This is a genomic window from Chryseobacterium sp. S90, from assembly GCF_047444895.1.
GTDB lineage: Bacteria > Bacteroidota > Bacteroidia > Flavobacteriales > Weeksellaceae > Chryseobacterium.
In genome coordinates this window covers 294,593-316,117 of sequence record NZ_JBLGCX010000006.1, presented here as the reverse complement: position 1 = coordinate 316,117, position 21,525 = coordinate 294,593, and the positions used below count along the sequence as shown (strand labels likewise).

21 protein-coding genes and 1 tRNA gene are annotated in these 21,525 nt (G+C 35.8%); 8 read left to right on the top strand and 14 right to left on the bottom strand.

Annotated elements, in window-relative coordinates:
• Window positions 1-3: 3 nt before the first annotated feature.
• The 4 genes from ACLMCG_RS17340 to ACLMCG_RS17325 form a co-directional block, all read right to left on the bottom strand.
• Window positions 4-564, bottom strand: coding sequence for an NADH-quinone oxidoreductase subunit B (locus tag ACLMCG_RS17340; protein ID WP_002983540.1), 561 nt, complete (start codon window positions 562-564; stop codon window positions 4-6).
• 70 nt (window positions 565-634) lie between these two features.
• Window positions 635-1,006: an NADH-quinone oxidoreductase subunit A gene (locus tag ACLMCG_RS17335; RefSeq protein ID WP_047377762.1), complete on the bottom strand. Its 372-nt coding sequence runs from the start codon at window positions 1,004-1,006 to the stop codon at window positions 635-637.
• A gap of 115 nt (window positions 1,007-1,121) precedes the next feature.
• Window positions 1,122-2,168 carry a T9SS type A sorting domain-containing protein gene (locus tag ACLMCG_RS17330; protein ID WP_413960391.1) on the bottom strand — a complete coding sequence of 349 codons (1,047 nt, stop codon included), beginning with the start codon at window positions 2,166-2,168 and terminating at the stop codon, window positions 1,122-1,124.
• Window positions 2,169-2,610: 442 nt separating this feature from the next.
• Window positions 2,611-3,741, bottom strand: coding sequence for a GNAT family N-acetyltransferase (locus tag ACLMCG_RS17325; protein ID WP_223601050.1), 1,131 nt, complete (start codon window positions 3,739-3,741; stop codon window positions 2,611-2,613).
• Between the two features lie 105 nt (window positions 3,742-3,846).
• Between ACLMCG_RS17325 and ACLMCG_RS17320 the strand changes: the two genes are divergently transcribed.
• Window positions 3,847-4,557, top strand: a complete 711-nt coding sequence (locus ACLMCG_RS17320; protein WP_213278088.1) for a zinc metallopeptidase — start codon at window positions 3,847-3,849, stop codon at window positions 4,555-4,557.
• Here the strand turns inward: ACLMCG_RS17320 and ACLMCG_RS17315 are convergent.
• From ACLMCG_RS17315 to rbfA, 9 genes are all read right to left on the bottom strand, one after another.
• Window positions 4,554-5,159 (bottom strand): IMPACT family protein, encoded by a 606-nt coding sequence (locus ACLMCG_RS17315; RefSeq protein ID WP_413960390.1) that lies wholly within the window; start codon window positions 5,157-5,159, stop codon window positions 4,554-4,556. The two genes, ACLMCG_RS17320 and ACLMCG_RS17315, sit on opposite strands and share 4 nt — an antisense overlap.
• Before the next feature lie 121 nt (window positions 5,160-5,280).
• Window positions 5,281-5,463: a bacteriocin-like protein gene (locus ACLMCG_RS17310; RefSeq protein ID WP_223601052.1), complete on the bottom strand. Its 183-nt coding sequence runs from the start codon at window positions 5,461-5,463 to the stop codon at window positions 5,281-5,283.
• A 28-nt stretch (window positions 5,464-5,491) separates the two neighbouring features.
• A complete protein-coding gene (locus tag ACLMCG_RS17305) occupies window positions 5,492-5,656 on the bottom strand; it encodes a bacteriocin-like protein (protein WP_167510754.1) in 165 nt (54 codons plus the stop codon).
• Between the two features lie 61 nt (window positions 5,657-5,717).
• Complete coding sequence (gene ribD, locus ACLMCG_RS17300) at window positions 5,718-6,743, bottom strand: bifunctional diaminohydroxyphosphoribosylaminopyrimidine deaminase/5-amino-6-(5-phosphoribosylamino)uracil reductase RibD (protein WP_413960389.1); 1,026 nt, start codon at window positions 6,741-6,743, stop codon at window positions 5,718-5,720.
• Window positions 6,744-6,806: 63 nt separating this feature from the next.
• Complete coding sequence (locus ACLMCG_RS17295) at window positions 6,807-8,609, bottom strand: DUF349 domain-containing protein (protein ID WP_223601054.1); 1,803 nt, start codon at window positions 8,607-8,609, stop codon at window positions 6,807-6,809.
• 74 nt (window positions 8,610-8,683) lie between these two features.
• Window positions 8,684-9,421: a shikimate dehydrogenase family protein gene (locus ACLMCG_RS17290; RefSeq protein ID WP_413960388.1), complete on the bottom strand. Its 738-nt coding sequence runs from the start codon at window positions 9,419-9,421 to the stop codon at window positions 8,684-8,686.
• A 61-nt stretch (window positions 9,422-9,482) separates the two neighbouring features.
• Window positions 9,483-11,273 carry an endonuclease gene (locus ACLMCG_RS17285; protein WP_413960387.1) on the bottom strand — a complete coding sequence of 597 codons (1,791 nt, stop codon included), beginning with the start codon at window positions 11,271-11,273 and terminating at the stop codon, window positions 9,483-9,485.
• Between the two features lie 80 nt (window positions 11,274-11,353).
• Complete coding sequence (locus ACLMCG_RS17280) at window positions 11,354-12,559, bottom strand: ABC transporter permease (RefSeq protein WP_413960386.1); 1,206 nt, start codon at window positions 12,557-12,559, stop codon at window positions 11,354-11,356.
• A 3-nt stretch (window positions 12,560-12,562) separates the two neighbouring features.
• Window positions 12,563-12,922 carry a 30S ribosome-binding factor RbfA gene (gene rbfA / locus ACLMCG_RS17275; protein WP_047377769.1) on the bottom strand — a complete coding sequence of 120 codons (360 nt, stop codon included), beginning with the start codon at window positions 12,920-12,922 and terminating at the stop codon, window positions 12,563-12,565.
• Between the two features lie 93 nt (window positions 12,923-13,015).
• Between rbfA and mce the strand changes: the two genes are divergently transcribed.
• The 3 genes from mce to ACLMCG_RS17260 all read left to right on the top strand — a co-directional run bounded on the left by mce (window position 13,016) and on the right by ACLMCG_RS17260 (window position 15,354).
• On the top strand, window positions 13,016-13,414 hold the full coding sequence (mce, locus tag ACLMCG_RS17270) for a methylmalonyl-CoA epimerase (RefSeq protein WP_413960385.1): 399 nt from the start codon (window positions 13,016-13,018) through the stop codon (window positions 13,412-13,414).
• A 62-nt stretch (window positions 13,415-13,476) separates the two neighbouring features.
• Window positions 13,477-13,550: transfer RNA gene (locus ACLMCG_RS17265), tRNA-Ile, on the top strand.
• A gap of 88 nt (window positions 13,551-13,638) precedes the next feature.
• Window positions 13,639-15,354, top strand: a complete 1,716-nt coding sequence (locus tag ACLMCG_RS17260; protein ID WP_413960384.1) for a helix-turn-helix domain-containing protein — start codon at window positions 13,639-13,641, stop codon at window positions 15,352-15,354.
• A gap of 72 nt (window positions 15,355-15,426) precedes the next feature.
• Here the strand turns inward: ACLMCG_RS17260 and ACLMCG_RS17255 are convergent, their stop codons facing one another.
• Window positions 15,427-15,870, bottom strand: a complete 444-nt coding sequence (locus ACLMCG_RS17255; RefSeq protein WP_223601067.1) for a hypothetical protein — start codon at window positions 15,868-15,870, stop codon at window positions 15,427-15,429.
• Between the two features lie 284 nt (window positions 15,871-16,154).
• Here ACLMCG_RS17255 and ACLMCG_RS17250 point away from each other — a divergent pair, with 284 nt between their 5' ends.
• The 4 genes from ACLMCG_RS17250 to ACLMCG_RS17235 all read left to right on the top strand — a co-directional run bounded on the left by ACLMCG_RS17250 (window position 16,155) and on the right by ACLMCG_RS17235 (window position 21,498).
• Window positions 16,155-17,906 (top strand): alkaline phosphatase D family protein, encoded by a 1,752-nt coding sequence (locus ACLMCG_RS17250; RefSeq protein WP_413960383.1) that lies wholly within the window; start codon window positions 16,155-16,157, stop codon window positions 17,904-17,906.
• 99 nt (window positions 17,907-18,005) lie between these two features.
• The gene (locus ACLMCG_RS17245) at window positions 18,006-18,722 is read left to right on the top strand and encodes a hypothetical protein (RefSeq protein WP_413960382.1); all 717 of its coding nucleotides are present in this window, start codon (window positions 18,006-18,008) and stop codon (window positions 18,720-18,722) included.
• Window positions 18,723-18,855: 133 nt separating this feature from the next.
• Window positions 18,856-20,436 (top strand): Na+/H+ antiporter, encoded by a 1,581-nt coding sequence (locus tag ACLMCG_RS17240; protein ID WP_413960381.1) that lies wholly within the window; start codon window positions 18,856-18,858, stop codon window positions 20,434-20,436.
• A gap of 12 nt (window positions 20,437-20,448) precedes the next feature.
• The gene (locus tag ACLMCG_RS17235) at window positions 20,449-21,498 is read left to right on the top strand and encodes an MBL fold metallo-hydrolase (RefSeq protein ID WP_413960380.1); all 1,050 of its coding nucleotides are present in this window, start codon (window positions 20,449-20,451) and stop codon (window positions 21,496-21,498) included.
• Window positions 21,499-21,525: the final 27 nt, after the last annotated feature.

Here is a 21,525-nt window from a genome sequence, read left to right as displayed (position 1 = left end):
CGTTTAGTTGCTTATGTTGTAAGAATCTAATAATTTCTGGTATTCAGGCATGTCTCTTCTTCTGATGCTTTCGCTTTCTGCAAGAGCCTGTACCTGCATTACTCCTTCAATGATCTGTTCAGGTCTTGGAGGACATCCAGGAACATAAACGTCTACCGGAATAATTTTATCAATTCCCTGAAGTACAGAATACGTATCAAAAATACCACCGCTGGAAGCACAAGCTCCAACTGCGACTACCCATTTCGGCTCAGCCATCTGAGTGTAAACTTCTTTCAGGACTGGTCCTAATTTCTTTGATATAGTTCCGCAAACCATCAGCATATCTGCTTGTCTTGGAGAGAAAGAGTTTCTTTCCATACCAAATCTTGAAGCATCATACGTTGGGTTTAGGGTAGCCATAAACTCAATACCACAACAAGAGGTAGCAAATGGTAACGGCCAAAGTGAAAACTTTCTTGCCATCCCGATTACACTGCTCAGTTTTGTTGCGAAAAACCCTTCTCCTTCATATCCTTCGGGAGCAGGTGCATCTGTTCTTATTACTGGTTTTTTATCTGACATTTTCTTTTGTTAAGTATTTAAAGATTAAAGCATTTAATAATTAAATTATTCAATCTTTTAATGTTAAAATTTATTTATCCCAATCCAGCGCACCGCGTTTCCAAACGTAGAAAAACGCTACGAAGAATATCGCAACGAACGTAAGTACAGCAAGGAATCCTTCCATGCCGAATTCTCTAAAGTTTACTGCATAAGGATAAAAGAATACGATTTCAATATCGAATAGTACGAACAATACCGCAGTCAGGAAGTACTTGATAGAAAACGGTGTTCTCGCATTCCCTTCTACAGGAATCCCGCATTCCCAGCTTTGGTTTTTTACAGAGTTTCCTTTTTTCTGCTGTGGCCCCAAGAAATGTGCCCCAAGCAAAGAAACAGCTACAAATCCTACTGCTACACCAGCCTGGATAAGGATTGGAATATAACTTTCAGGTAAATTCATTTTTGCATTATTATCTCAATTTGCAAATTTAGCGAATAAACAAGAAAGCATGAAATTAATCAGCTTAAAAGTCTGATGAAAATGAGTTAAATCGGTAATTTAGAATCAATAAAAATTAGCTCTTTGTGATTATTTTTTTAGTGTGTTTTTCCCCGTTTTTTGTAGCAACTGTCAAAAGATATACACCATCAGGGATATTTGAGATGTCCAGAGTTCCCATATTGTTTTGATCGGAGAAATTTCTGATAAGCCTTCCGGAGTTATCAAACAGCTGGATTGAGATGATTTGATTGCTTGCAATATTGGTATTGTAAAAAATTTTATGGGTAGCAGGATTGCCTACATTAAAATATGTTTTTTGTGAAAGGTTTTCCTTGGTACTCAATGGTGTAAGAGTACAGGTGGAATTGGTGGATGTCAAAGTGTAACGGGCTGCAGCACCGTAGATAAGATGGTTGTAGGTACGTATTGGAGCTCCTATCTGTTTGTTGATCATATCAATTTCAGACAGGGTAGATTTATTGTTTTCATATGTTATAAGGTATGCTTTTGAATATGTTCCGTAATCAATAGAAAAAGCGGCGTATGGATACTGTGTATTGATTGCCATAAAAGGACAGCTCTGTGAAGGATTTTCCATATTGATCTCAACAATACCGCCGGTGATGGTTAGAAAAAGTCTGCCTTCATAGAAAAACAGATCTCCCGAAGGAGTTTGCCCATCAGACAGATTGCCAATCTCTGTGAAAATCCCGGTATTCATATCATATTTGTATAATGCATTAGGATTATTTCCTGCGGCATACAGATAGCTTCCGGAATCGGCTACTAATGAATTGGCTGTAGTATTACCTGTAGTAAAATCACCTAAAAATTCACAACTGGAATCTGTATTCTTTTTTCTGTATAATAAGCCTGAACCGGTAAGGTAGTACATGTTGTTATTGCTGTCAATAGCAATGTCTGTATAGATTTCATTGGCTATAACATTAGGAGTACAGTATGATTCCACAACTTCTGAAGTACCGGAAACGTCAAATCTGTATACATTATTGATAAAGTTGATATAATTACTTACCGAAAAGGTATTGACGTAAAATTCCTGGGAATATATTGATGCCGGAATAAGGAATACTCCGAAGAATAGTAATATTTTGTTCATGATGGTGGTTATTAGCAGGAGTAAATATATATTTATTTCATAGAATCTGATTATGGTTTAATATTTTTATTTTTTTATTTTTTTATTTTTTTCAAAAGTGTATAAGCTATAAAAGAGATGTACCCAAAAAGAATACTGGCAAAAGCAATATTAATCACCGTATTTGTCTTGTCATCTGGTGATTGAAAAAATAAGTTATAACTGATAAATCCAGCGATTAAAATAGCGAAAATGATAAGTTGTGGTTTCATAAGGTAAAGTTAGGAGTTTCTGGCTTAGGCAGTAGATAAAAGCTGAGAGTTTGCAATTGTTTTCTGGGATGCAGGGATGAAGATTTAAAATTCGTTTAGATTATAAATTATCCGGATGTTATTTATTCTTTCTTATTCCTGCACCCTATAATGCACTTTTTATATTGTACATTATTTTTACAAATACAGTATTACTTATTCACTTCCATTGAATAGGTTCTTCTTCTCTTATGATTCACCGGATTGTAATCCTGCCATAAGAGCTGCACACTTTTATTTTCTTCAAGTTCAGGATTAGTTTCTGCGAAATTGATTCCCATACTCGTAAACCGGACGAAAATTTCTTTGAAGATAATAGCCGTTACACCGCGTCTTTGGTATTCAGGATGAATCCCGATAAGGTAAAAATTGGCTCTGTCATTTTTTTTGCCGGCCTGTAAGAAATGCCACCATCCGAAAGGAAATAATTTTCCTTTTGATTTTTGTAAAGCTTTAGAATAAGAAGGCATCGTAATGGCGAAAGAAACCAGCTGCTGATTTTCATCCACAACGCAGATTACATAATTTTTATCAATGAATGGGAAATATTTTTCTTTGTATGTTTTGATCTGTTCATCAGAAATTGGAGTATAAGTAGAAAGATGCTTATAGGTTTCATCCAACAGTTTAAACATAGGCTCTACATAAGGGAGAATTTCTTCCTTTGATTTGAATTTAAGAACGCTGAGCTTATATTTCTGAGCAATCAGTCCACTGAATTTTTCTACTTTTTCAGGAAGTACTTTTGGGAAATTCATCTCATATTCTACCCATTCTTTTTCTTTGGTTAGTCCAAGATTTTCAAGATGTTTAGGATAATAGGCATGATTGTAAATTCCAATCATTGTTGCCAGTTTATCAAATCCCATTGTCAGCATACCGGCTTTGTCGAGATTTGTGAATCCCATAGGCCCTTCAATCTTATTGATGTTATGTTCTTTGGCGTAATCAATAGCAGTCTGAATCAATGCTTTAGAAACCTCAGTATCATCAATGAAATCTATCCATCCAAAACGTACTTTTTTTATGTCTAATTCTTTTTCCTCCTTGTGGTTGATAATGACTGCAATTCTTCCCACTACCTTGCTGTCTTTTAAGGCCAGAAATTGTCTGGATTCGGAATAGTGGAATGCTGGATTTTCATTAGCATCCCAGATTTTCATTTCGTCTTTGATAAAGGATGGAACATAGTACGGATTATTTTTGTACAGATCCATCGGGAATTTTACGAATTGCTTGAGTTGAACGGCTGTTTTTACTTCAATAATTGAAACCTTAGACATAACTTTTGATGGTAATTTAAGGACAAATATAAATAATAATATCTTATACTTTGGCACAGTTTTTATATCATTATGGATAAAAATTAAACACAAAATCTATATAAAATGGTGGGTTATTATATCATAATTGGTATTTCAATGCTGGTGAGCTGGTGGGTTTCTTCCAGGTTGAAATCAAAATTTGAATATTATTCCAATGTACACCTTCGAAATGGCCTTTCGGGGAAAGAAGTAGCGGAAAAAATGTTGAGAGATAACGGGATAAATGATGTTCAGGTAATATCAGTTCCCGGGCAGTTGACGGACCACTATAATCCGGCAGATAAAACAGTAAACCTTTCTGAAGGAGTTTACATGCAGAGAAATGCCGCCGCCGCTGCAGTAGCAGCTCATGAATGTGGACACGCAGTACAGCATGCCGTAGGATATTCTATGTTGAATTTACGTTCAAAACTGGTACCTATTGTCAATATAAGTTCTAATCTGATGCAATTTGTCCTTATAGCTGGTATCGCGGTAATGGCTGCATCAAGAACAATGGAGAACCCTAATGGAAACACAACAGTTCTTGCCATTGGAGTTGCCATGTTTGCTGTGACAACACTTTTTGCTTTTGTAACACTTCCGGTGGAATATGATGCAAGTAACAGAGCTATGAAATGGCTTAAAGATACAGGAACTGTAACTGCAGAAGAATTTGTAGGTGTACAGGACAGTCTGAAATGGGCCGCAAGAACTTATGTGGTTGCAGCCTTAGGATCTCTGGCACAGCTTCTTTACTGGGGATCATTACTTCTTGGTGGAAGAAGGGATTAATCATTAAATTCAAATGAAACATATTGCATCTCGGAGAGTTTTTCCGAGATGTTATCTTTTTGTGCAAGCTTCAGCGAGGCTGTAAGGATACAGTTTTCATTAGCATCAAAATTCAAAACCTTGGCATCAAATTTTGATAGCAGGGTGAATATTGTATTCTGCTGATTAAAATTAAACTGAATCTCTATCTCTGTTTCCAATTCACGGGTAATGATCTGCGCTTCTTCCAATGTGATCTTTGCAGATTCTTTATAAGTTTTTACCAAGCCTGAAACCCCTAGTTTGGTTCCTCCATAATAACGGACTACAATCACAAGAATATTGGTAACCTCGTTAGCCAACAATTGATTGTAAATGGGTAATCCCGCACTTCCGGAAGGTTCCCCATCATCATTCGCACGATAGTTTTCACCATTTAATCCCATTCTGAAAGCATAACAGTGGTGGGTAGCTTTCGGATGTTCTTCCCTTATTTTTTCCAGTGCGCTCTTTAGTTCTCTTTCATTGGTTACCGGGAAAGCAAATCCGATAAACTTGCTCCCTTTTTCCTTTAAAAGAGTATTTTCTATGGGTTTTTCTATGGTTTTGTATTCAAACGTCATTGTGAATTCCGGCTTTAATTATGCAAAAATATTAAATGCTTTAGTATTATTCTGCATTATGATCATAAATTAAGCCGTCATAGTTTGACGGCTTATCTATTTTTTTATGTAAAATTAGCTCTTACATTACATCTCCGCACAGATCCATTGGGATCAGACACATATAGCTTGTAGGGCCGCAAAAATCCTGAGGACATTGATCTCTACATCTTGTAGGTTGCCCGGTAGGTAGTATACATGTTACAAAAACACCACCTTTGATGATTTTCATATGGGTTCTGGATACCTTTTTCAAATTTTTCATGATAATATATTTTATTTGATTAATAATATTAACATGGGAATGTTCCATCTACCCAAGGTGGTGGGCAGCTCATACTTGAAGGCGTTGCGCAGCAGTGCTGTAATGAAGGTGGATAAAATGAGCAGCATTCAGGAGCGTTTCCTCCGTTTACTTTCTTTAAACTCTGTCTTGAAACTTTCTTTAAATTTTTCATAGTAATTTTTTTGTAAAACTAATGTAAAGAAATTATTTCATTCGGTGGTGATAAAGTGCTTTTATTTTAGCCTGAAGAAAGAAACTGTATTATCTCTGAAATTTTCAATTTTGGTTGCTGTATGGTTGAATTCCGGTGCTTTTGTTCCGTTTTCCAGCCTCAGATTTTCATTTTTAATGACAATGGCTTCGTCCCAAAGGTTAGCATTGATAAACTGTTGGAGTGTAAAACGACCTCCTTCAATAATCACAGACTGTATCTGTTCTTTATACAATGCTTCCATAAGTTCAGGAAGGAAATTATCCTTGTTGATTTTAATGAATTGAACAGATCCTTCGGTGCTTTCTTTTACAGCATTTAAAACCAATGTCTTTGCTTCATTATTGTAAATGTTGTAACCGGAAGGAACTTTTAAATCAAAATCGATCAGAATTCTGACGGGGTTTGTTCCTTCTGCGTTTCTTACGGTAAGACTTGGGTTGTCATTTAAAGCAGTTTGGGTTCCTACTAAAATGGCATGTTCGTCAGCTCTCAACTGATGGACAAATTGATTGACCAGGGTGTTGGAAACAGCAGTCGGTTTAAAATCCTTATCCAAAAATCCATCACCGGATTCTGCCCATTTTAAAATAATATAAGGTCTTTTCTTTTCATGGTAAGTGAAAAACCTTTTGTTGAGTTCAATACATTCTTTTTCAAGAATTCCAGAAACAGCTTCAATTCCCGCATCCTGGATGATTTTCTTTCCTTTGCCATTGACTTTATCATGGGAATCCATAGCGCCAATAATGACTTTTTTAAATCCTAATTCTTTAATCTTTAAAGCACAAGGTGGTGTTTTTCCAAAGTGCGCACAGGGTTCCAGAGAAACATAGATCGTGGATTCCGGAATAAGGTCTTTATTTTTAACGGAATTGATGGCGTTGATTTCAGCATGGTTTTCTCCGGCTTTATGATGGTAGCCTTCACCAATGATCTCCCCGTTGTGTACAATTACGCTTCCTACAAGAGGGTTGGGGTAGGTTTTGCCAAGAGCTTTCTGAGCCAGCTCGATACATCTTTTGATATACAGTTCGTCGTTGTTCATATTAATAAAAAGAAAAAGCGAAGACAAATTGCTTTGCTCCGCCTTTATTTAATTTGTTATCTGTTAATCTCCGCTGATAATGCTGTGGAGATTCTGCTTTAATGTTTCCAGATGAGCTTTTTTCTCATCAATGGTGTTGTAAGTGTCTCTTAAAAGAGGATTTTCCCTTGATGGTTTGTTGAAGAAAGAAAGGTTGTTTTCCAGTTTTACAATTTCAGCTTCAAGATCAGAAATCTGGTTTTTGATCTTTCTTGCTTTGTCAGTAAGTTGGTTTTCAGACAGGCCTTCTTCTTTCAATTCAAGTTCGTTGATTTTGTTTATTTTCAACTTCTCTCTTAATGTCTTGTTGAATTCAGAGTTGATTGAAATTTTATCTCTCGGAACTTTACCGATGTTGTTCCATGATGTTTTGATCTGCTCAATTCTTTCGATACTGCCTTCTTCATTTGAAACCAGCTTCAACTCATCAAGAAGCGCTTTCTTGTTTTTATAGTTTTCTTTCCAGTTATCAGTAGAAGTATTGCTTTTCTCTCTGTAGTTGTTGAAGAACGCATTACATGCATCACGGAATTCATCCCAGATTTTGTTGGTCATACTCTTTGGAACGTGGCCTACTTTTTTCCAGTCTTCCTGCAGTTTTTTGAATAATGGAACTGAAATATCCCATTCTTCATTGTTCATATTATCCTGCGCGGTCTGGATCAGTTTTAATTTCTCTTCAAGATTCGCTTGTTGTGAACCCTTTAACGATTTGTAATAATTATTTTTCGTTGTATTAAAACCTCTGAGTGTTGTTTTGAAATCATTCCAGTTTTGGTTGGATAATTTTCTTGGAACACTTCCGGTTTTTAAGAATTCAGAACGAAGATCTTCAACTCTTTTGATAGCATTTTGCCAGTAGTTGTGATTAGGAGTTTCTGATGGTTCAGAAAGTTTCTTTATTTCAGCAATGATCTCGTTTTTCTTTTCAAGATTTACAGTCTGTTCTTTTTCAATAGAAGCGGAAAGCTCAGATTTTCTCTCGTGAATTTTGTTGGAAATTTCTTTGAATTCTTCCCATGTTTTTTCACGGAATTCCTCTGCAACAGGCTCAGCTTCTTCTTTCCAAAGTTTATGAAGATACTGAAGTTCGTTTAAAGCCTTTTGGATTACCGGTTCGTTTTCCAGTTCCTTAGCACGTGCAATGATATGCTCTCTCTTTTCAAGGTTGTGGCTGTATTCCTGTTCCAGAAATTCTTTATTCAGATCCAGCATCTGATAAAATTGGTTCAGGTGGTGGAAATAGTTGTTATTAAGAATTTTGAATTCAGATTTTGCAACCTGTCCGGCTTTTGACCAGTCTTCTTTAATTTCACGGATGGATCTAAAAAGATTGATTCCTGGTTCAGAACTTGTATATAAGTTTTTAAGTCTTTCAATAATGTTTTGACGGTGTTCAAGGTTTTTCTTCTGCTCTTCTTCCTGTCCTTTCTGGAAGCTGTCATGTTTTTCCTTGAAAATATTGACTAGTGCAGAATATTTAGTTTGAGAAGGATGCTCATAGCTGAAATTTTCAGCAGGATTTCCGGCTTCTACATATTCATGCTTTTTATCCTCCACTTCATCATGTATATAGTGACTTGCTTTTTCCTTCAGCAGGTTGAATCTTTTGAAATTCTCACCGGCATTGGGAGTGTTGATGATTTTTTCCATTTCCTTTAAAGCATCAGTCAGGGAAATTTCTACCTCTTCATGTTCTTCCAGGTGTTCTGCATCATCTTCATGTCGGTTTGCATCATGAGAAACCGTGTTTTCTGATGGGTCCTGAGATACTTCGTTAGGATTGTTCTTTTCTTCGTTTTCAGAAAGATTGTTTTCTGTAGTCATAGCAAATCTTTTATGTGAGTGGCGTTTATATCCTTTAAATATAGCTTTAAGGCCAATTAAAGCACTAATTTATGTTATTTTTTTTGAAAATTCCAAATTTCCCAAGCTTTTTCTGCTTGCTGTTCAAGCATATAATATCCGTTCACTGTCTTTGCTCCTTTTTCAGAGGCATTGATGATGAATTGAGTGTAGTTGGGATTGTAAATAAGATCGATGATCAGGTGCTCAGGAGAAAGTCCGTCAAAAGGAAAGTTCAGACAGTCTTTTACATTCGGGAAAGTACCTACCGGTGTACATTGAATGATTATTTTATGTTCCGCAACGGTTTCTTTATCAAGATTTTCAAAATTGATTTCCGTACTTCTTGAAATGGTTATTGAAGGGATATTGTGTTTATCTAAAGCATATTTTACAGCTTTTGCAGCGCCGCCGTTTCCTAAGATCAGTGCTTTGTCCTGAGAAGGGGTTTTGTGTAAAAGAAGGGTCTTTTCAAATCCGTAAGCATCTGTATTGTAGCCTGTTTTTTTGCCATCCTGGATAAAAACACAGTTTACGGCACCTATTTTCTCTGCTTCATCGCTTAATTCATCAAGATAATCAATGATTTTTTCTTTGTAGGGAATAGTAACATTGAATCCTAAAAGGTCCGGAGAAGCAAAAAGGTTTTCCACTTCATTGATTTCGTTCAGATCAAAAATATCATAGGAGAAGTTCTTTAGCATGAGCTTTTGGAACTTGTTTTCGAAGAATTTTTTAGAAAAAGAATAAGAAATGTTTTTTCCTATCAATCCTAATTTTTTATTGGAATCCATAGATCAAATGTAAAAAAAAGACCGGATAAATCCGGCCTTGGTTTGAAATATTTTTTAATAATTAATCTACGATAAATTTAGTAGAGAAATTATCTGTTTTCAGGATGTAAGTTCCTTTTACAGTACCTTTAAGGTTGATTTTATTTGAATGTTTGAAAGGATTAGCGATCGTTTCAATTAATTTTCCTGAAAGGTCATAGATATCAGCTTTTGAAATTTTGCTAAGGTTTTCTCCTTTTACAAATAATTCATTGTTTCTTACCGGGTTAGGGTAGATCGTGAATTCTGATTTGTCTTTTTGAGTTTCAGCAGTTCCTAATGTACCGAAACATGCCCAGCTAAGGTCATCCAGAGCAACTCTGTTGGAAGTCGAAGAATTTGTCAGCTTAATGACAACATTTCCGCTTACATTTATATTGTTAATGGTAGTTGTAGTGACAACATTACTGTAAGGAATAGTTCCTACATTAACATCGTTTACAAAAACATTGAAATATCCCGCGTTTCCGGAGAATTTTAACTGTGTTGTTAAAGTTAAATTCTGGATTCCACTTGAAAGTGTTGAACTCGTTAAAGAACCATTTCTGATTGTGATCGCTTTATTGTTGATGGTCTGGTCAACTCTTGCGTCTGTAGCAGTCCATGAAATTCCGTTGTTTGTCCAGTTTGCTGTCAGATAAGTATTTGCTGCACCGGTGATCATTTCAAAATCTTCAGTACCACAGCTTCCGCCTCCTGCTGGAATGTCAAGAGTAGTTGCTGTAGCGGTTGTACTTTGTGGAGAAGAGTTTCCGAAAGCATCTTTAGCAATTACATAGAAAGTATATTGAGTAAGTGGAGCTAATCCAGATACAATAGTAGAGGTTGTTGCGCCGGAAACATTAGCTTTTAAAGTACCGTTAGCATAAACCTGATAAGAAGTTACTCCTACATTATCTGTAGCGGCAGTCCAGCTTACAGCGACAGAGTTTGAAGTAGGGTTGTTGGCAACAACATTGGTTGCTGCTGTAGGTGCCTGGTTATCGATTACCGGAGATCCCCAGATTTGAGCAACATATTCAGGATGATCAATGAAAGGGTTTCTGTTTCCCTGGTAAGTATAAGAAGCATTGTTTCTTGCAATTTCTTCCGGAGATACAGGATCCATTATATTCCACGCTAGGTATTGATTAAGCGCCCAAGGCTGTAGTCCAGGGAAAGCTGTGTTTCCAAGCATATCGCCGGTAGTGAAATTAGGCAGTTGGCCTTCGTATCTCGTTACAAAATAAAAGAACATTCTGGCAATATCTCCTTTGAAAGCGTCAATGGGCTCAAATACAGTACCTGAGTATCCTGGTGATACAGATGTCCCTAATTTTGATCCGTTTTTAGAGATGAAAGAAGTAGCACCAACAACTCCGAAAGGGTAGTTGGATCTCATTCCGTTTACTTTTCCATCAGTAGCACGAATAAAATGAATATCAGCTACCATAGGAGATGCACTGTTGAATAAACTCTGAGGAATTACGTGTTCTCTGTTGTAACAATCGCCTTCATTAGCATAACCATTAGATCCACATTGATTGGTTCCCAGGATGAAATTATAGTCATCCGGTCCATTTGGATTTTCAGAATAAATATCCAGAATGGTTCCGTCGTTTTCATAAAAATAATCACGGTCAGTAGTAGCATAGCCTGTCCATAAACCGCCATAGCCATGGTCGACATGTCCATTGCTGATAATGTTTTTAAGAGCTGTTTTAAGAGCAGCACCTGTTAAGGTTGGCGATTGATTGTAATATCCTGCCGGAGCCTGTGCCAAAGCGCCTATAAATGTTACGCTTAAAAGAAAAAAAGATAAAAGTTGTTTCATTTATTTAAAATTGGGGCGTAAAGGTACGAAAAAATGAAACCGAAGTATATTAACTTAATGTAATGTATAAACTTAGGATATTACTTCTTAGTAATATATTCCTTGCTGATTTTTGAGAAAAACCATGAAATGGTGATTCCAAACAGAGAAGCTGTAAGCGCTACGATAAGATAATTTTTTCCTACAATTTTTACCGGGAATGGCAGCACTTCATTGGCTCTGAAGAACTCTGTGTAAAGCTGGAAGTAGCAAAGTGCAGTTCCAAGAATCAATCCGGTAATTACCCCGGAAACAACAATAAGAAGGCCGGTGTAGAAATAGGTTAATCTCAAATGGCTTAAAGGAAAACCCAGTGAAATAAGTGATTTTGCCTGTTCCTTTTTATCAAGCTGAAGGATAATGATCGCTCCTGCAAGATTAAAGGTGGTAATGAAGATAACCAGTGCAAAAATCAGATAGATGAAAAGCTTTTCAGTATTGATCATTTTCCAGAAAGCGGCATTTTCTTCTTCCTTGGTTTTGATTTCAATATTTTTCCCTAGAGAAGAAAGCAGGCTTTGTTTTACAGCATCTGCATTTTCTGGATTTTTTAGTTTAATAACAATCTGATAAGCAGATTTTTTTGGCAGATTAAGTAATTCTTCCGTAAGCTCAATAGGAGAGATAATATAATTGTCCAGCTGATCTTTTCCAGGGAAAACACCGGTTACCGATATATCTCGTTTATTATAAATGTCTTCTTCTTTATTGATAATCCCTGTTCCCGGTTTGGGCATAAAGACTGTCGCATAATGATTGGAAGAATCTACAGGAATTGAAAGTCTGTTATCCAGGCTGTTTTCCATTAATACTTCATTGGAATATTTGAAGCTTGGATACGTTCCGTAGAAAACATCTTTATTGATAGGGTTTACTTTGATATAAGCAGAATCAACGCCTCTTAAATAGGCAATATCTCCTTTCCCGTTGAAGCTGATGTATACTTTTTCTTCAATAACACGGGAGAAATTGTTGATTTCTTTATGACTGCTTAATACTTTATTGACGGTATCCAGATTTTTAATGGTTTTTCCGGAAATGCTTTTTACAGTAAGGTCTGCATGAAGATTAGAAATAAGGTCTTTATTCAGGTCTTCAAGGCCTGAAAAAACAGAAATAATGACGAACATTGCAGCCACAGCAACCGTCATGGCACCCACAGACAGCCACGTAATAAACGTAACAGCAGTACTCCCTTTTTTAGCCAAAAGGTATCTGGATGCTATGTAAAATGCAATATTCTTCAAGATTTATAAAACAGGATTGTCACCTTCGCCTCTTAATTCTCTTTCCAGTTTTTCAACATCATCCAGAGCGGTGTCAAGGTAGAAGTTAAGCTGTGGAATGATACGTACCTGTTTTGACATTTTTTGTCCGATGAAGTTTCTGTATTGAGGTTTGTTTTCTTCAATCTCCTTCATCACAGCGGTACGGAATTCCTGTGGGAAAATGCTTAAATAAATCTTAGCAATTCCTAAGTCAGCAGTTACTTTTACATCTGAAACAGATACTAAAATACTCTGTTTGCTTTCTGCAGCCTGTTTGCGGAAAAGCTCTGCGAAGTCTTCCTGAATAATCTGTGCTACTTTTCTTTGTCTGTTACTTTCCATAATTTCTGCAAATTTAGTACTTTTGTTTGAATTGATACTTTGAAATTCAACAGGAGTATCAAATTTACGATTTAATTATATTTATTAGTATTTATGAAGCTAGAACATATTGGTATTGCCGTAAAGTCTTTAGGAGTTTCTGACGAGCTTTTTGCCAGATTATTGGGAAAAGAATCCTATAAAAAAGAATCAGTAGAAAGGGAAGGGGTTGTAACTTCTTTCTATGAAACGGGAGAAAGTAAAATTGAGCTGCTGGAAGCAAGTAATCCTGAAAGTCCGATCTCAAAATTCATCGATAAAAAAGGTGAAGGCATCCATCATCTGGCATTTGGCGTTGAAAATATTATGGAAGAAGTGAAAAGACTGAAAAAAGAAGGATTTCAGTTTATCTCCGAAGAACCGAAAGAAGGTGCTGATAATAAATTAGTTGTATTCCTTCATCCGAAGTCTACAAACGGCGTGCTGGTAGAACTTTGCCAAGAAAAGCAATAAAAAATTTTGTAGTGAAAGAAATTTTACTATTTTTGCAAACACAAAATTTAACCAAGTTTTGAGGTCCTATAGCTCAGTTGGTTAGAGCACCTGACTCATAATCAGGTGGTCCCTGGTTCGAGCCCAGGTGGGACCACAATAAATCAAGCACTTACAGAAATGTAGGTGCTTTTTTATTTCCTTTTAAAGGTAAATGAATATTTTTGTAGAGTATAGAAAAATTAATGAAACAGATATTTTTACTTTTATTTACCTTCCTTTACAGTCTATTTTTTACTCAAAACAAAATTGATAGTTTAAGACTATGGAATTATGAAGAGTTAAAAAATAAATTTACCATTTATGATGAAGATAACAAGAGATTAGAAGCTAGAGCTGTTTCTCAATACTATTTAACAAAAGCAAAAAAGGAAAAAAATATTCTTGAAATTGCAGAAGGTTATAATCTTATGCATTCAACTGAAGATTTCCCATTGGCGTTAAAATATATCGATAGTCTGGCCATGATTACAAAAAATGTAAAAGGAGATATATACCCTGCCAGAACATTTATCATAAAAGGAAACCTATATTATAAGTATGGTAACTTAAAAGCTGCCCTTGATAATTATATTTTAGGTTTAGAGTATTCAAAAAAGCAAAAAAATGTAAAGCAGATAGCTTATGCAAATATGAATATTGCCTATTTGAATAGTTATATGGGAAGAAATAAAGAAGCTGCAAAAATTTTTAGATATCATTTATTGAACTCCCAAAATATAACAGATGAATATCAGCATGATCAAATGCGGGTAAGTCTTGTCTACTGCTATATTAAAATAAATAAAATTGATTCTGCCGGTTTTTTTATTCAGGAAGGTCTCAATTCTCCTTTTGTGCAAAAGAATAAATATAATATGAATCAATATTTATATTTATCTGGTCAGCTCAATCTTACAACTAAAAACTATCAGACAGCTATTGCTGAGCTAACAAAGGCATATGCTTACTTTTCAAGTATTAATGATAACAATCAAAATTATGTATTATATAGCCTTGGAAAATGTTATGATGAATTAAATAATAAGCAAGAGGCGATAAAATATTTCACTGAAATAGATTCCAATATTAAAAAAACAGAGATTACCTTTCCGGAATTGGCAGATGTATATACTTTTCTAATAGATTATTATAGGGAAAGTGGCGATAAAGAAAAACAACTCTACTATATTGACCGTTTTCTAAAAGTTGACAAAAAACTCGATGAACAATTTCGATATTTATCAACAGAGTTGCACCAAAAATATGATACCCCCAATCTTCTGCAGGAAAAAGAAGATATAATAAAGGAATTAAAAAACAAAAAAACATTTTTGTATGTTTCCGTTAGTGTCTTAACATTAATATTATTTTTTCTTACCTATTTTTATTATAAATCTAAAAAAGGAGAGAAAAAGCATCAAAAAATTGCTCAGGATTTAATTCATTTAATTGAAAAAAGAAGCCCAGAAACAATTCAACATCAAAATGGAAAACAAATAGAAATATATCAGTCGGTAAAAGTTGAAAGCGGCAGCAAAACAAATAAAGCTCTTCCCGAAGAGGTTGTTCAATCTATTTTAAAGGATTTGGATACTTTTGAAAACAAGCTTCATTTTTTAAAAAATGGTATTACATTAACAAGTCTGGCAAAAAATATAAAAACCAATACTGGCTATCTGTCAGAAATCATCAACAATCATAAAGGTAAAAATTTTACAACTTATCTTAATGATTTACGTATTGATTATGCTTTAGATCAGCTTGTAAAAGATAAAAAATTTCGTTCCTATAAATTACCGGTTATTGCTGAAGAAATAGGTTATAATAACGTACAGGCATTTTCGATTGCGTTTAAGAAAAAAACAGGAACTACTCCGTCTATTTATATTAAAGAGATTGAGAAATCAATTTCACATTAAAATAAAACACATATAGTTTTAGTATAGAACGTATTTTCTGCATAATTCAAATAATTTTTATTTATCAAAGATTCACTTAAGAATCAAAATCGGTAATTTATATCTGTCAAACTGACTTATAATAGTAAGCAAATGATTATTATCTACAGGTGTTGTCCAGCCTGTAGTTCTGTTTTGGAGTCCTAAACTGTTTTTATCAAGAGAAATTTCACTTTCAAAAACTAATACATTGTCGGAGTATACATACATTTTACTTTGTATTGTTGAGACATCTGAATTGTTATACCTGAAATTACAATTAAGCAGATCGTGTATCAAAGCTGTATTGTCAGACTTTAAAACTTTCCATTTAGGAATTGTGGGGCTGAGATTTTTTCGGTCTTCCTGAGTTAAAGTAATATATACAGCCATATTTTGAGAACTTTTCAGTTCAGGAATATCTTTTAATTTAAATACCTGATCAGGTTTAAAGTGAATAGATTCAGGATCTTTCACAGCTGTTAAGGCTATGATCATTGGGTTATAGAAAAAATATCCGGTTATTAAGAGAAATAGCGAAAGAATGATTTTTTTAGTCATATCATTAATCATAATTATTAGCCTGGTGAATGTAATAAAAAGCAGAACAACTTTTAAAATATTTACATAAATTCCCACTCTTATTTTCTTAAAAAGAGACATTTTATACTTTTAAATTTCCTATGCACAACATTAAACATTTGTTTAAAAAACCATAAAATACATTTAAAATTCAGTTAACAGTCTTCTTCCACAGATACCGTTGCTTTGCAAAAAAAGTAATGATGGAAAACAACAACCAATTCAACAGAAGAAGATTTCTTAAAAATTCACTATTGGCAGCCGGAGGGATTTTCATTGCCCCTTTAATTGAAAGCTGTAGCGATGATTTTACTGAAAACGGTAATGCCCCTGACGATCTTAAAAACGGAGGATTTGAATCCGGGGTAGCAAGCTTTGATCCAAGCGCTACGGGAATCATCATCTGGACAAGATATTCTAAGGGTACAGATGCGGAAATTACATGGGAGATCAGTAAAAGCAGCAACTTTTCAGAAGTGGTAAGAAGAGGCCAGGCCAATGCTACTGGAGTGAATGACTTTACGGTAGCCGTAGATGTGCAGAATATCTCTTCCAATACAAAATATTACTACAGATTCTATAATATCAAAACTAAAGAAGCAAGTGTAACAGGGGAAACCCTTACTTTGCCTTCAAAATCAGATGCTGTAAATGATGTGAAAATGGCTGTGGTGTCATGTTCCAATTTTCCTGCAGGACTTTTCAATGTCTATGGGGCGATTGCTAAATCTGAAGCCGATGTAGTGGTACATCTTGGAGATTACATCTATGAATATGCTCCGGGACAATACGGAACAAACCCTTATACCAATCAATTAGGAAGAGCCCATCAGCCGGCTAAGGAAATTCTTAACCTCAGCGATTACAGAGAACGTTACAGACAGTACAGAGGTGACAAAAACCTTCAGCTTCTTCATCAGAAAAAACCATTTATTTGTGTTTGGGATGACCATGAATTTGCCAATGATACCTATAAAACCGGAGCAGAAAATCATCAACCGAATGAAGGTGATTTCCAGGTTAGAAAAATGGCAGCTTTCCAGGCGTACAGCGAATATATTCCTCTTAAAACGGGGAAAGATATGAGAATTTACAGAAGCTTCAACTTTGGAAATGTCGTTTCTCTTTACATGATGGACACGAGGGTGATTGCAAGAGATAAACAAATGGAATATTCTGATTATCTCGATAATGCTGGAAATTTCAATCAGGTACAATTTAAAACAGACTTTCTGAGTACCAGCAGAAAACTGATCGGGAATGAACAGATGTCATGGCTGGGTTCTCAGATCAATGGAGATACTGCAAAATGGAAAGTACTCGGACAGCAGATTTTAATGACTAAAATGATGGTTCCTGCAGAGCTTCTGATGTTACTGAATCAGATTTTAGCAGAAATAAAACAACATGGAAGCGCACAGCCGGCCACCATGCAGGCTCTTCAGAATACCATCACACAATTAATTATTCTTAAGACAAGACACCAACAGCAGGATCCGACATTAACACCACAGGAAATTGCAAGAATCACAACTACTTTGCCGTATAATTTAGATGCGTGGGATGGATATTTCATAGAAAGAGAACAGCTGTATTCCCTTCTTGCAGGGAAAAATGTAGTGGTATTGGCAGGAGATACCCACAATGCGTGGTTAGGAAAGTTAACTGATGCTCAAGGCAAATTTATCGGAACCGAACTGGCGTGCAGCTCCGTTTCTTCTCCGGGATTGGAAGGCTATCTGGGAATCACGTCTGATCCTACAAAAGCAATAGAACTGGCGCAGGCTTTTTCATTACTGATTGATGATCTTGATTATGCCAATCTCTATAAAAGAGGGTATCTGCATGTGAAATTTGCAATGGGAAGTTCCGTGGCAGAATGGAGATTTGTAGACAATGTCATCTCCGATACGTACAATACAACGACAGAAAAAACACATACGATTTCATAGTTTCAATTTAATTATATCTTATTTTCAATTTAGTAAAAAGAGTCATGGTGTGCCACTATGGCTCTTTTATAGTATTTATTTTTTTCGTATCTTGAACAGATGCAAGAGGATGTAAGAAAAGATTTTTTGCCGTTAGTTTCTAAATCATGGAGGTTCATGACCTGGCTGACCCGAACGTCGGCTGCACTTTTATTACTGGTGATGTCTTTAGTGTTATTCATATTGCCAGTTATCATTTGTAAAAATGTTACAATACTTGTTGTAGTATCAATATTGTACTATCCGGCCTTAGGTTTTGGTTTGTACCGTTTTATTCTTTACCAGAAGACAGTCAGAAACAGAGAAGTTAAAAAGATTATAGTTGATGATAAGGGAGTTCATTATGAAAGAAAAAATGGTATAACAGACCATATTCTTTACGATGATCTGGAAAAATATAACCTTGCAGATGAATATGATGTAGATCTTAGCCCCCGAAATAAAATCTATGTACTAAAAGTAAAACACAATGACTCTGTAATAAATATAGATTTTGATGGAGTGGACGCAGGTTACAGCAGCTATATTGTCAATCTCAATGCTTTAAGGAGAAAATATATTCAGGGAATTGTTTACTTCAGACCGGATTTGCGTATAAATCCTTCCGTTTATACTGCATACAATATCAATCCTGTAGATTTTACATTTCATAAAAAGGAATATTGGACAGTATTAGCGAAGACTTTAGCTGTATTAATCCTTCTAGGTTCAATATTGGGATGTATTATGCTGGGACTTGTTAAATGGCTTTCTAAAGATCAGATTTACTTACACTAAACATCATCCGGCAAAAATTTCACAGTCTATTAAATTTATTCTCACTTCTCAAAATCTTATGCTTATATTTATTTTTCTTTTAAATTTTGTTATTTGGTAAACAGAGACATGATTTAAAATTAATTGAAAAGCAATGGTGGAAAATTTTATTTATTACTTAGGACTGGTCCTTGTCATTATCGGGGCCATTATGCTGGCCAATCGGCTGAAAGTAGCCTATCCTATCATACTGGTTATCGCAGGACTTCTTATCAGTTTTATCCCTGGACTGCCGGTGTTAAAAATTGATCCCGAACTGATTTTTATTATTTTCCTGCCTCCGCTTTTATATGAAGCAGCCTTCGCCGTTTCATGGAAGGAAATATGGAAAATGAGGCGAATCATTACCAGTTTTGCCTTCATTGTGGTTTTTCTTACCGCAATAACTGTTGCTTTTGTAGCAAATTCATACATTCCCGGATTTTCATTGGCGTTAGGCTTTGTATTGGGCGGAATTGTATCGCCACCGGATGCTGTGAGTGCCGGAGCTATTTTAAAATTTGTAAAAGTTCCTAAAAATCTATCAACCGTTTTAGAAGGGGAAAGCCTGTTCAATGATGCTTCCTCGTTGATCATTTTTAGATTTGCAATGGTAGCGGTGGCTACAGGACAGTTTATATGGCAGGATGCGGCCACTAGTTTTGGATGGATGGTCTTCGGAGGTCTGGGAATTGGAGTCATATTAGCTTTTGTATTCCTTAAAATTGAAAAAATATTCCCTACCGATGTTAATATGGATGCTATCCTTAGCCTGGTAGCTCCTTATGTGATGTACATTGCCGCGGAAGAAGTTCATTCTTCGGGAGTATTGGCTGTAGTGAGCGGAGGATTATTCCTTTCCGTAAGAAGACATGAAATTTTCAGAACTTCACAATCCAGGTTAAAAGGTTCCAATGTCTGGGAAAGTTTTGTATTTCTGATCAATGGAATCGTATTCTTACTCATCGGATTGGATCTTCCGGAAATTATGGTAGGTTTAAACAAAGAAGGAATAAGTCTATCCGATGCTGTCGGTTATGGGCTGTTGATTACAGTTGTACTGATTATTGTCCGTTTGCTTTCTTCTTTCGGTGCCGTTTTTGTAACATTGATTATGAGAAACTTTATTAATGTAGCCGATAGAAATCCCGGAATGAAAGCCCCAATACTGATGGGCTGGACGGGAATGCGCGGAGTGGTTTCTCTTGCAGCGGCATTATCTATTCCGGTAATGATGGAAAACGGGCAGCCTTTCCCACATCGTGATCTTATTCTCTTCATTACTTTTATTGTAATTCTTGCCACTTTGATTGTCCAGGGGCTTACATTACCTGCTTTGATCAAAAAACTCAATTTATCTGATGCCGGAGGAGGATATTTGTCTGAGGAAGAATCTGAACATTTTCTGAGAAGGGAAATGCGCAGGGTAGCTTTTAAATATCTGGATGAAAATTATAAAGAAAGAAGAAGCGAAAATGAATATTTTAGCAAACTCATGGATCGTTGGGAACAGGAGGATAAAGAAGATTCTATTCATAAGATGTCAGAAGAAGCTAAAGCAATCTATTTTGAAACCCTCGAACAGCAAAGAATCTGGCTGCGGGAGGAAAACAGACGCAACCCGAATATTGACGAAGAATATATAAGACATTATCTAACAAGACTGGACCTTGAAGAAGAAAGGCTCAGAATGTAAAAAATAAAGGGAATGAAAAATTTAAAAAAACAACTCGGGCAATTTCCCGATGAAAAAAGAAAAGAATATTTTAATACACTTCCCAATTATCTTAATGGGAGATTTCAGAATATATTGACAACGCCTTCTTTACTGGAAGGGGAAAGCATGACCAAAGTTCTTTTCCACACCTTATGCAAAGTAGAAAATACTTCACCCAAAACAGCACTTCCATTTATCATAACAGATCTGAAGAACCTTCAGCCCGAAGAAAATGTTTTGGTATGGTTCGGTCACAGTTCCTATTTCATACAGGTAGATGGTAAAAAATTTCTGATAGATCCCGTTTTCAGCGGAAATGCTTCCCCAATGCCGGGTTCGATAAAAGCTTTTCAGGGAGCAGATTATTATAAACCGGAACACATGCCGGAGATTGACTTTCTGCTTATCTCACATGACCATTGGGATCATCTCGATTATAAAACCGTTCAGGAATTAAAAGATAAAGTTGGTAAAGTCATTTGTGGTTTGGGTACGGGCCAGCATTTCGAATACTGGGGCTGGGATTTTGACAAAATTATCGAAAAAAACTGGTGGGAAAGTATAGACATCGCGGAAGGTTTCAGAATTACGCTTACCCCTGCAAGACACTTTTCAGGAAGATTACTGAACCGTAATATCTCACTCTGGACTTCCTTTGTTTTAAAAACACCTACGAAAAAACTATTTTTGGGCGGAGACAGCGGTTATGGAAATCATTTTACAGAAATTGGAGATAAATATGGCCCGTTTGATCTGGCCATCATGGAAAACGGACAGTATAACGAAAAGTGGCCTTACATTCACACTTTGCCGGATCAGCTCATCACAGAAATAAAAGAATTGAAGGCCAATAATTTTATTCCTGTCCACAATTCCAAATTTAAGCTGGCTCAGCACGCATGGTATGAACCTTTAGAACTGGCCTCAAAAAATGCAGAAGAAAATAATATCCCCATTACCCTTCCCATGATTGGTGAAAAAGTAGACCTGAACCAATTGGGAACCATAACCTGGAAAAAATGGTGGGAGGACTGTTGGTAATACATTACGGACATAAATTCCTTTTAA

What these genes read in the sequence shown, in the direction of transcription:
- ribD (WP_413960389.1), bottom strand. Translation starts at nt 6,743, where the DNA reads ATGAACAACGACGAACTGTATATCAAAAGATGTATCGAGCTGGCTCAG.
- ACLMCG_RS17310 (WP_223601052.1), bottom strand. Translation starts at nt 5,463, where the DNA reads ATGAAAAATTTGAAAAAGGTATCCAGAACCCATATGAAAATCATCAAA.
- mce (WP_413960385.1), top strand. Translation starts at nt 13,016, where the DNA reads ATGAAGCTAGAACATATTGGTATTGCCGTAAAGTCTTTAGGAGTTTCT.
- ACLMCG_RS17235 (WP_413960380.1), top strand. Translation starts at nt 20,449, where the DNA reads ATGAAAAATTTAAAAAAACAACTCGGGCAATTTCCCGATGAAAAAAGA.
- ACLMCG_RS17285 (WP_413960387.1), bottom strand. Translation starts at nt 11,273, where the DNA reads ATGAAACAACTTTTATCTTTTTTTCTTTTAAGCGTAACATTTATAGGC.
- ACLMCG_RS17305 (WP_167510754.1), bottom strand. Translation starts at nt 5,656, where the DNA reads ATGAAAAATTTAAAGAAAGTTTCAAGACAGAGTTTAAAGAAAGTAAAC.
- ACLMCG_RS17320 (WP_213278088.1), top strand. Translation starts at nt 3,847, where the DNA reads ATGGTGGGTTATTATATCATAATTGGTATTTCAATGCTGGTGAGCTGG.
- ACLMCG_RS17315 (WP_413960390.1), bottom strand. Translation starts at nt 5,159, where the DNA reads ATGACGTTTGAATACAAAACCATAGAAAAACCCATAGAAAATACTCTT.
- ACLMCG_RS17335 (WP_047377762.1), bottom strand. Translation starts at nt 1,006, where the DNA reads ATGAATTTACCTGAAAGTTATATTCCAATCCTTATCCAGGCTGGTGTA.
- ACLMCG_RS17295 (WP_223601054.1), bottom strand. Translation starts at nt 8,609, where the DNA reads ATGACTACAGAAAACAATCTTTCTGAAAACGAAGAAAAGAACAATCCT.
- ACLMCG_RS17290 (WP_413960388.1), bottom strand. Translation starts at nt 9,421, where the DNA reads ATGGATTCCAATAAAAAATTAGGATTGATAGGAAAAAACATTTCTTAT.
- rbfA (WP_047377769.1), bottom strand. Translation starts at nt 12,922, where the DNA reads ATGGAAAGTAACAGACAAAGAAAAGTAGCACAGATTATTCAGGAAGAC.
- ACLMCG_RS17240 (WP_413960381.1), top strand. Translation starts at nt 18,856, where the DNA reads ATGGTGGAAAATTTTATTTATTACTTAGGACTGGTCCTTGTCATTATC.
- ACLMCG_RS17260 (WP_413960384.1), top strand. Translation starts at nt 13,639, where the DNA reads ATGAAACAGATATTTTTACTTTTATTTACCTTCCTTTACAGTCTATTT.
- ACLMCG_RS17250 (WP_413960383.1), top strand. Translation starts at nt 16,155, where the DNA reads ATGATGGAAAACAACAACCAATTCAACAGAAGAAGATTTCTTAAAAAT.
- ACLMCG_RS17255 (WP_223601067.1), bottom strand. Translation starts at nt 15,870, where the DNA reads ATGATCATAGCCTTAACAGCTGTGAAAGATCCTGAATCTATTCACTTT.
- ACLMCG_RS17330 (WP_413960391.1), bottom strand. Translation starts at nt 2,168, where the DNA reads ATGAACAAAATATTACTATTCTTCGGAGTATTCCTTATTCCGGCATCA.
- ACLMCG_RS17340 (WP_002983540.1), bottom strand. Translation starts at nt 564, where the DNA reads ATGTCAGATAAAAAACCAGTAATAAGAACAGATGCACCTGCTCCCGAA.
- ACLMCG_RS17325 (WP_223601050.1), bottom strand. Translation starts at nt 3,741, where the DNA reads ATGTCTAAGGTTTCAATTATTGAAGTAAAAACAGCCGTTCAACTCAAG.
- ACLMCG_RS17245 (WP_413960382.1), top strand. Translation starts at nt 18,006, where the DNA reads ATGCAAGAGGATGTAAGAAAAGATTTTTTGCCGTTAGTTTCTAAATCA.